This is a genomic window from Microcystis wesenbergii FACHB-1317 (assembly GCF_014696875.1).
GTDB classification, from domain to species: domain Bacteria; phylum Cyanobacteriota; class Cyanobacteriia; order Cyanobacteriales; family Microcystaceae; genus Microcystis; species Microcystis wesenbergii_A.
The window spans coordinates 22,491-32,491 of the sequence record NZ_JACJQV010000232.1 but is presented as its reverse complement, the minus strand read 5'-3'; the positions used below and the strand labels follow the sequence as shown (position 1 = coordinate 32,491).

Annotated in this window: 4 protein-coding genes and 1 pseudogene; 4 read left to right on the top strand and 1 reads right to left on the bottom strand. The window is 50.5% G+C overall.

The features are described from left to right. Positions 1 to 503: GDP-mannose 4,6-dehydratase (locus H6F92_RS24280; protein ID WP_190359806.1), on the bottom strand; the 503-nt coding region annotated here is incomplete at its 3' end. 314 nt (positions 504 to 817) lie between these two features. Between H6F92_RS24280 and rpsT the strand changes: the two genes are divergently transcribed. From rpsT to H6F92_RS24260, 4 genes and pseudogenes are all read left to right on the top strand, one after another. After that, positions 818 to 1,111, top strand: coding sequence for a 30S ribosomal protein S20 (rpsT, locus tag H6F92_RS24275; RefSeq protein WP_190359805.1), 294 nt, complete (start codon positions 818 to 820; stop codon positions 1,109 to 1,111). Positions 1,112 to 1,161: 50 nt separating this feature from the next. Continuing rightward, positions 1,162 to 1,941 carry a TatD family hydrolase gene (locus H6F92_RS24270; RefSeq protein ID WP_190359804.1) on the top strand — a complete coding sequence of 260 codons (780 nt, stop codon included), beginning with the start codon at positions 1,162 to 1,164 and terminating at the stop codon, positions 1,939 to 1,941. A gap of 137 nt (positions 1,942 to 2,078) precedes the next feature. After that, positions 2,079 to 5,390: a DNA-directed RNA polymerase subunit beta gene (rpoB, locus tag H6F92_RS24265; RefSeq protein WP_190359803.1), complete on the top strand. Its 3,312-nt coding sequence runs from the start codon at positions 2,079 to 2,081 to the stop codon at positions 5,388 to 5,390. A gap of 266 nt (positions 5,391 to 5,656) precedes the next feature. Further along, a pseudogene (locus tag H6F92_RS24260) lies at positions 5,657 to 9,335 on the top strand (DNA-directed RNA polymerase subunit beta'); the annotation flags it as partial. Between the last annotated feature and the right edge of the window lie 666 nt (positions 9,336 to 10,001).

Here is a 10,001-nt window from a genome sequence, read left to right as displayed (position 1 = left end):
CCGTAAACTTTCGCACAAGCGTAGGGACTGCGGGGATAAAATGGCGTGGTTTCTTTTTGGGGAACTTCCATGACTTTCCCGAACATTTCCGAGGAACCTGCTTGATAGAAACGCACTTCGATGCCGGTTCTTTTTTGATAATCCCGAATTGCTTCTAGTAATCTTAAGACCCCCACTCCCACAGCATCAACGGTGTATTCTGGGGCATCAAAACTGACTCGCACATGGGATTGAGCGCCTAAATTATACACTTCTACCGGTTGCACTTGTTCGAGGATACGCCGCAGGGTCGTCCCGTCGGTGAGGTCGCCATAATGAAGAAATAATTTAGTATCGGGCTGGTGGGGGTCAGTGTAGATATGATCAATGCGATCGGTGTTAAAAGTTGAAGTACGACGGATGATACCGTGGACTTCATAGCCTTTTTCTAATAATAATTCGCTCAGATAGGAACCATCTTGACCGGTGATGCCGGTAATTAGGGCGCGTTTAGCTTCAGTCATCAGTAATTTACCTAATCAGAAAGAATAAAGACCCTGAAAGGGTCTGACTGCTTATAGCACACTTTAGCCCCTCAGGACAAGTTTGGCGATAGTTATCGGGACAGTCATGACAAAATTCCCTGAACCTGAATTCAGGTGTGGCAGTCCCCTTAACCCTCAATCCTTCCCCGTCTGTGGGAACCTCATCCTGAAAGTATCTTTGGGGTTGCCCCAATCTTGTCCAGAAAACTCTTGCAACAAATAGCACAAATCTGTTATTATGGTTTGTCTATGTCCCGAGTCAACCATACCAGTATTGAGAACAAGAAACGACTGTGGCTAATACAAAGTCTGCACTCAAACGAGTCCAAATCTCCGAAAGAAATCGACTACGCAACAAAGCGTACAAGTCAGCCGTAAGAACCCTGATCAAAAAATGTCTTGTCGCTGTCTCGGCCTACGGATCCAACCCCAGCCCAGAAGGGCTAGAAAGCGCCCAACAAGCTCTATCAGAAGCTTACAGTAAAATTGATAAAGCCGTCAAGCGCAACGTCTTGCACCGGAACAACGGCGCTAGAAAAAAAGCCGGTTTAGCCAAAGCTTGGCAAAAAGTTAGCCAAGCTTCCTAGGAAACAATTAAGCTGTAATCAGGACAGACGCAACAAGCGATCGGGGGTCGATGCAATTAATAGATACGCACGTTCATCTGAACTTTGACGTTTTGCAAGCCGACTTGCCCGCTATCTCCGAACGTTGGCGAAGTGTGGGAGTCGTTCATCTGGTTCACTCCTGTGTCGAACCAGAGGAATTTGCAGCGATTAAAGCCATTGCTGATCAATTTGAGGAAATTTCCTTCGCCGTCGGTTTACATCCCCTAGATGCCCAAAAATGGCGAGATAATAGTGCCGATCAGATCGAATCCCTAGCCCGATCTGATCGGCGCGTTGTGGCGATCGGGGAAATGGGTTTAGACTTCTATAAAGCGGATAATCAAGAGCAGCAAAAACAGGTCTTTTGGACGCAATTAGAAATCGCCCATCGTCTCGATAAACCCGTGATTATCCATTGTCGAGATGCGGCGAAGGAAATGCGGCAGGAAATCAGTGCCTTTCGGCAACAAGTGGGCAAAATTGACGGCGTGATGCACTGCTGGACTGGCAACCCCGAAGAAACTCAATGGTTTTTAGATTTGGGTTTTTACATCAGCTTTAGCGGCATCGTCACCTTCAAAAACAGTAAAACCGTGCAAGCTGCCGCCCAAATTGTCCCCAGCGATCGCCTACTGATCGAAACCGATTGCCCCTTTCTCTCCCCCAATCCCCACCGCGGTAAACCCTGTGAACCCTCTTTCGTCTTCCATGTGGCCGAAACCGTCGCCCGTCTGCGCGGCTATCCGGTCGAAACCCTAGCCGAACAAACCACCCACAACGCCCGCAAATTATTTCAACTCCCCAGTTAAAAAACATAGTTTATTAGACAGGAGAAAGGAGTCAGGAGTCAGGAGACGGCTTTTCTCCCCAATACCCCATCACCCAACTCCTCACCGCTCACTGATATCCGACCGTCGCTATCGTGTCATCAGCCCTTGTAACCATTATGAACAATCTTACCTTTAACCTCTTACCCGACCTCATCGAAATCCAACACTCCAGTTTTCGGTGGTTTTTGGAAGAAGGACTAATCGAGGAACTGAACAGCTTTTCCCCCATCAGCGACTATACAGGTAAATTAGAACTACATTTCCTCGGCCAGGACTACAGACTCAAAGAACCGAAATACAACGTCGATGAAGCCAAACGACGCGATAGCACCTATTCCGTTCAGATGTACGTTCCTACCCGTCTAATCAACAAAGAAACGGGAGAAAATATCGAACAGGAAGTGTTTATCGGCGATTTACCCCTGATGACCGAACGGGGAACCTTTATCATTAACGGGGCCGAACGAGTCATCGTCAATCAGATCGTCCGTTCCCCCGGTGTTTACTACAAAGCCGAAATCGACAAAAACGGTCGCCGCACCTACTCCGCTTCCCTGATTCCGAACCGAGGAGCTTGGTTAAAATTTGAAACCGACAAAAACGGCTTAGTTTGGGTCAGAATCGACAAAACTCGCAAACTATCCGCCCAAGTTCTCCTGAAAGCGATCGGATTGAGCGATAACGAAATCTTTGACTCCCTACGCCATCCCGAATTCTACCAAAAAACCCTCGACAAAGAAGGCAATCCCAGCGAAGAAGAGGCCCTGCTCGACCTCTACCGCAAACTACGCCCCGGGGAACCTCCCACCGTCACCGGCGGGCAACAACTGCTCGAATCGCGCTTTTTTGACAATAAACGCTACGATCTCGGTCGCGTTGGTCGTTATAAACTCAACAAAAAACTACGCCTCAACGTCCCCGATAACCAGCGCGTTCTCACCACCACCGACATTTTATCGGCGATCGACTACCTAATTAACCTCGAATTTGACATCGGCAACACCGACGACATCGACCACCTCGGCAACCGTCGCGTCCGTTCCGTGGGTGAACTGCTCCAAAACCAAGTGCGAGTAGGTTTAAACCGCTTAGAAAGAATCATTCGGGAACGGATGACCGTCAGCGAATCCCAAAACCTCACCCCCGCTTCCCTAGTCAACCCGAAACCCCTAGTAGCGGCAATTAAAGAATTCTTTGGTTCCTCGCAACTCTCCCAGTTCATGGATCAAACCAACCCCCTGGCGGAATTGACCCATAAACGCCGTATTTCCGCCCTTGGACCCGGCGGTCTCACCCGGGAACGGGCCGGTTTTGCCGTGCGCGACATTCACCCCTCCCACCACGGTCGCATTTGTCCCGTGGAAACCCCAGAAGGTCCCAACGCCGGTTTAATCGGTTCCCTGGCCACCTACGCTCGCGTCAACGACTACGGTTTTATTGAAACCCCCTGTTATGCGGTGGAAAATGGCCGAGTCCGCTACGATCTCCCCGTTAAATACCTCACCGCCGACGAAGAAGACGATCTCAGAGTCGCACCGGGAGACGTGGCCACCGATGAAAATGGTTATATCCTCGGCGAAACTATCCCCGTGCGCTATCGGCAGGAATTCTCCACCACTTCCCCCGAACAAGTGGACTACGTTTGTGTTTCCCCCGTTCAAATTGTCTCGGTGGCAACTTCTCTGATTCCCTTCCTCGAACACGACGACGCTAACCGCGCCCTGATGGGGTCTAATATGCAGCGACAAGCGGTTCCCTTGCTGCGTCCCGAACGTCCCCTGGTTGGCACTGGATTGGAAGCACAGGCCGCTCGCGACTCCGGCATGGTCATCGTTTCCCGTACCAATGGGGTCGTTTCCTACGTCGATGCTAACCGGATTCGCATCAAAGTAGCGGATCAAGACAAAGAGATTTTTGGCAAGAGCGAGATCGAGTACGAAATTCAGAAATATCAACGCTCTAACCAAGATACCTGCCTAAATCAGCGTCCTTTAGTCTATCAAGGGGAACAAGTTGTGCCGGGGCAGATTCTCGCCGATGGTTCCGCCACCGAAGGAGGAGAAATAGCTCTCGGCCAGAATATCCTCGTCGCCTATATGCCCTGGGAAGGCTATAACTACGAAGACGCAATTTTAATCAGTGAAAGACTGGTGGCACAAGACACCTACACCAGCATCCACATCGAAAAATACGAAATCGAAGCCCGTCAAACTAAACTCGGACCGGAGGAAATCACCAGGGAAATTCCCAACGTCGGTGAAGATGCCCTGCGAAACCTCGATGAACGCGGCATTATTCGCATCGGTGCTTGGGTAGAAGCCAGCGATATCCTTGTGGGGAAAGTCACCCCGAAAGGCGAATCAGACCAACCCCCCGAAGAAAAACTACTGCGGGCAATTTTCGGCGAAAAGGCCCGGGATGTACGGGATAACTCCCTCCGCGTCCCCAACGGCGAAAAAGGCCGGGTAGTGGATGTGCGGGTATTTACTCGCGAACAGGGGGACGAATTACCCCCCGGGGCCAATATGGTGGTACGGGTTTACGTTGCCCAAAAACGCAAAATCCAAGTGGGCGATAAAATGGCGGGTCGCCACGGCAATAAAGGGATTATTTCTCGCATTCTACCCCTAGAAGATATGCCCTACCTCCCCGATGGTCGTCCCGTCGATATCGTTCTCAATCCCCTAGGGGTTCCCAGTCGCATGAACGTCGGTCAGGTGTTTGAATGTTTACTGGGTTGGGCCGGCGAAAATCTGGGCGTGCGCTTTAAGATTACTCCCTTTGACGAAATGTACGGGGAAGAAGCCAGCCGTTTAACCGTCCACGGATTGCTAGAAAGTGCCTCGAAAAAACCCAATCGCGATTGGGTGTTCAAGGAAGAACACGCCGGCAAAGTCACCGTCTACGATGGTCGCACCGGGGAACCCTTTGACCGTCCCGTTACCGTCGGTATGGCCTATATGTTAAAACTGGTTCACCTGGTTGATGATAAAATTCACGCCCGTTCTACCGGTCCCTACTCCTTGGTTACCCAGCAACCCCTGGGCGGTAAAGCTCAACAGGGGGGTCAGCGCTTCGGAGAAATGGAAGTCTGGGCCCTGGAGGCCTACGGGGCGGCCTATACCTTGCAGGAATTGCTAACGGTAAAATCCGATGATATGCAAGGACGGAATGAGTCCTTAAATGCGATCGTAAAAGGCAAGCCGATTCCCCGCCCGGGTACGCCAGAATCCTTTAAGGTTTTGATGCGAGAATTGCAATCCCTCGGCCTCGATATCGCCGTTCACAAGGTGGAAAATGCCCCCGATGGTACTTCCCGCGATGTGGAGGTGGATCTGATGGTCGATGTCGGTCGTCGCGCCCCCTCTCGCCCCACCTACGAATCTTTAACCACGGAAGACTTTGAGGAAGAAGAATCGGAAGTGTAATTTCAGTTATCAGTTATCAGTTATCAGTGAGAAGTCAGGAGTCAGGAGTCAGTCCCGATGAAAAAATTTTCACCCCCACAGATGAAAGAGGTTTCTTTCCCTACACCCCACACCCTACACCCTCTTTCAAGTTAGGTGATGAGGAATTGGGGAGCGCCGGAGCAGCGAGAATAAATAAAAGCTGACTCCTGACTCCTGACTCCTGACTCCTGACTCCTTACCCCACGGTTAACTTTACTTTTGTCCAACCACTTACTGGGATCGAGATGTTTTATAACCAAACTGTTGACAAAGGAAAACTGAAAAAACTGATCGCTTGGGCCTATCAAAACTACGGTTCGGCGCGCTGTTCACAAATGGCCGATGAATTGAAAAACCTCGGGTTTCGTTTCGCTACCAAAGCAGGGGTTTCCATTAGTGTGGATGATTTAACCGTACCGCCGGCTAAACGACAAATGATCGAAAGTGCCGAACAGGAAATCCGGCAAACCGAACAGCGTTATGTGCGCGGGGAAATCACCGAAGTGGAACGCTTCCAAAAAGTAATTGATACTTGGAATAGTACATCTGAATCACTTAAAGATGAAGTAATTCGCAACTTCCAAGTGACCGATCCCCTCAACTCCGTCTATATGATGGCTTTCTCTGGGGCGCGGGGTAATATGAGCCAAGTACGTCAGTTAGTGGGAATGCGGGGATTAATGGCTAATCCCCAGGGGGAAATTATTGACCTCCCGATTAAGACTAACTTCCGGGAAGGATTGACCGTTACCGAATACGTTATTTCCTCCTACGGGGCGCGCAAAGGTTTAGTTGATACCGCCCTACGGACGGCAGATTCCGGTTATCTGACCCGTCGTCTAGTGGATGTGTCCCAAGATGTCATCGTCCGCGAGGCAGATTGTGGCACCAATCGTTACATCGAATTAACTGCTATGACCGATGGCGATCGCGTGTTAATTCCCTTAAGCGATCGCCTATTAGGTCGTTCCTTGGCCGAAGATGTGGTGGTCAAGGGAGAAGTGATCGCCACCCGCAACCAGATTATCGATGATGAAACCGCCGAAAAACTGGGCAAACTGGTCGATAAAATCAAAGTCCGCAGCCCCTTAACCTGTGAAGCAGCCCGCTCAGTTTGCCAAACCTGTTACGGTTGGAGTCTGGCCCACGGTCATCCGGTGGATATGGGGGAAGCAGTGGGGATTATTGCCGCCCAATCGATCGGGGAACCGGGGACTCAGTTAACTATGCGTACCTTCCACACCGGGGGCGTATTTACCGGAGAAGTGGCCCGGCAAGTGCGGAGTCCCTTCGAGGGAAGCGTGCGTTTTCTGCCGGGGTTAAGTATCCGTAACGTGCGAACTCGCCACGGGGATGAACGGGATCAGGTGGAGGCCCCGGGGGAAATTAAATTAACACCCAAGGATAAAACTAAAGAAACCGTCACCTACTCTTTGACTCCGGGGTCGCTGCTATTTGTCACCGATGGCGCAACGGTAAGCGAGGAACAGTTACTAGCGGAAATTACCTCCGATAAAGTCCAAAAATCGACAGAAAAAGCCACAAAAGACGTAACCAGTGACTTAGCTGGTGAGGTGCTATTCTCCCAATTAGTGCCAGAAGAAAAAACTGATCGCCAAGGCAACACCACCCGCATCGCCCAACGGGGGGGATTACTATGGATTCTTTCCGGAGAAGTGTATAACTTGCCAACCGGGGCCGAACCCGTGGTCAGTAACGGCGATAAAGTACAAGTGGGAGATGTTTTAGCAGAAACTAAGCTGGTATCCACTAACGGCGGTTTGGTGCGTTTAGCCCCCAATAGCCGGGAAATCGATATCGTCACCGCTTCCGTGTCCTTGGATCAGGCCGAAGTAAAAGTAGAGAGTAGTGCCGGTCGGGAACAGTTTATTATTCACACGGGAGATGGTCAAAGCTTCCTACTGAAAACCACTCCGGGGACAAAAGTACAGAATCATGCCATTGTCGCCGAGTTAATCGATGATCGCTATCAAACCCACACCGGTGGCATGATTAAATACGTCGATATCGAAGTCGCCAAAGGCAGCCGTAAACAGGGTTATGAAATCACCAAAGGCGGCACGATCCTCTGGATTCCCGAAGAAACCCACGAAGTCAATAAAGATATTTCCCTCTTACAGGTGGAAGATGGGCAGTATGTGGAAGCAGGGGAAGAAGTGGTTAAAGACATCTTCTGTAACTGTAGCGGTGTGGTGGAAGTGATCCAGAAAAATGACATCCTCCGGGAGATTATTGTCAAACCAGGGCTGTTATTTATGGATCTCGAACCGGAATCCTCCGGAATTGCCCAAGAACAGTTAATTTACCCCGGGACACAGTTGACTCCCGAAGTCACGATCGAGGAGTTACGGCAAGCGGAATGGGTGGAAACTAACGAGGGTTTGGGATTACTGCTGCGACCAGTACAGGAGTTCGCCGTAGAAGACCAATCCACTTCTCCCACCCAAGGTTCCGCTAACCAAGAAGGAGGACGACATATCGAACTGCGATCGGTGCAGCGCATTTTCTTTAAAGACGGGGAAAGAGTTAAATCCGTCGAGGGTTGTCAACTGATCAGCACCCAATTAGTCCTCGAAATTTCTAGCGAAGAACCAGAATCAGTCTCCCATCTGACGGCAGATATCGAGTTAGAACCGATTGAGGACACGGATTGTCAGCGTTTACAGTTAGTTATTCTCGAATCTCTGGTGCTGCGTCGAGATAGTGATAATGATCCTTTAGGGGGTAATATTCAGACTCGCGTTCTCGTCCAAGATGGCGATGAAATTCCACCGGGGGCAGTGGTAGCCCGGACCGAAATCCAGTGTAAGGAAGCTGGAGAAATTCGCGGGATTCGCAAGGGCAGCGAAGCGGTGCGCCGTCTTTTAATTGTGAGTGACCGTGACGAGTTTATTCTCCCGCTCGCTGTTGCTCCCACCGTCAAAGCCGGGGATCTGGTAATCGCCGAAGCTGAGATCGCTGCCGAAGTTTTAGCCCCCAATTCCGGTCAAGTGCTGGCCGTTGACAAAACCGCCACTGGCTATGAAATCCGTCTGCGTAAGGCCCGACCCTACCGAGTATCGGCCGGGGCAATTCTGCACATCGACGAGGGAGATCTGGTCCAACGGGGCGATAATTTGGTGCTGTTGGTGTTTGAGCGCTCGAAAACTGGGGATATCATTCAAGGTTTACCCAGAATCGAAGAACTGCTCGAAGCCCGCAAACCGAAAGAGGCCTGTGTCCTAGCACGCAAACCGGGAGTTTGTCAAGTGGAGTACCAAGATTCTGAGATTGTCGATATTAAGGTGGTCGAGGATGACGGCACGATCAGTGAATATCCGCTTTTAGGCAGTCAAAACCCCCTGGTGAGCGATAATCAGCGTATCGATGTGGGTCAGGCGTTAACCGATGGTCAGGCTAATCCCCACGAGATTTTAGAGGTGTTCTTTAATTATTATGTGGATAGCTTGGGCAGTTACGAAGCGGCCTTAAAAGCCTTGGAAAAAACCCAGATGTTCCTCGTTGATCAGGTACAGTCGGTTTACCAATCCCAGGGGATCGATATTGCCGATAAACACATCGAAGTGATCGTGCGTCAGATGACTTCTAAGGTGCGGATCGATGACGGCGGTGATACCAGTATGTTACCCGGGGAATTGTTGGAATTGCGACAGGTGGAGACGGTAAACGAAGCCATGTCAATCACAGGGGGAGCGGCGGCTAAATATACGCCCGTACTACTGGGGATCACCAAAGCTTCCTTGAATACCGATAGCTTTATCAGTGCCGCCTCCTTCCAAGAAACCACCCGCGTCCTCACCGAAGCGGCGATCGAAGGCAAGTCCGACTGGTTACGCGGTCTCAAGGAAAACGTGATTATCGGTCGTCTGATTCCGGCGGGTACTGGCTTTAATTCCCACGAAAACAGTTTGGGGATCAGCGATTACGCCCCCCCAGAGGAGGAATATAACTACAACAACAATCGTGGTTATTACGCTGCCCCCAGCAGTCCCAGTTTCCCTCCTCGTCCCGGTTTCGGCGATAGTAGTGAGGATAGCGATATGATTCTTGACGATCAAACCGCTCGCGCCTACGCTGAGGGTGATGTGGTCGATTTAGAGGATGATGAAATGGCTTTCCTCTCCTCCCGCGGCAGCAGTCGCTTTAGTCGACAACCCATCAGCGACAGCTGGTCAGAAGCTGATGAGGAAGGGGAGGAGGACGATTTCGAGGAGGATTACGAAGAAGAATAATCGTCTGTAGATATCTTAAAAGGAGGAGTGGCAGGAAAAACCCTTGTTATTCCCCAAAAACCTCCTCCTTCTCTCCCCCAACTCCCTAGGGTTGGCTGAATAAATATGAAATATAGACGAGGTAAGGGTTTTAGGGTTTGGTTTTGCGAAACAGGTGCAAGATTTTGAGAGAATCGTGGTTCAAAACCTTGCATCTTCATCGACCTGCGTCCTGTACGGGCGAAGCATTCGGCCATAACCTATCGCTGAAACCGTAGATTTCCTATCCGAATGCTTCGCCCCTACTTTTCCCGCTAACTCACCTGAGTTTGGGAATTAAGAGAAGCAAGCCTTTCTT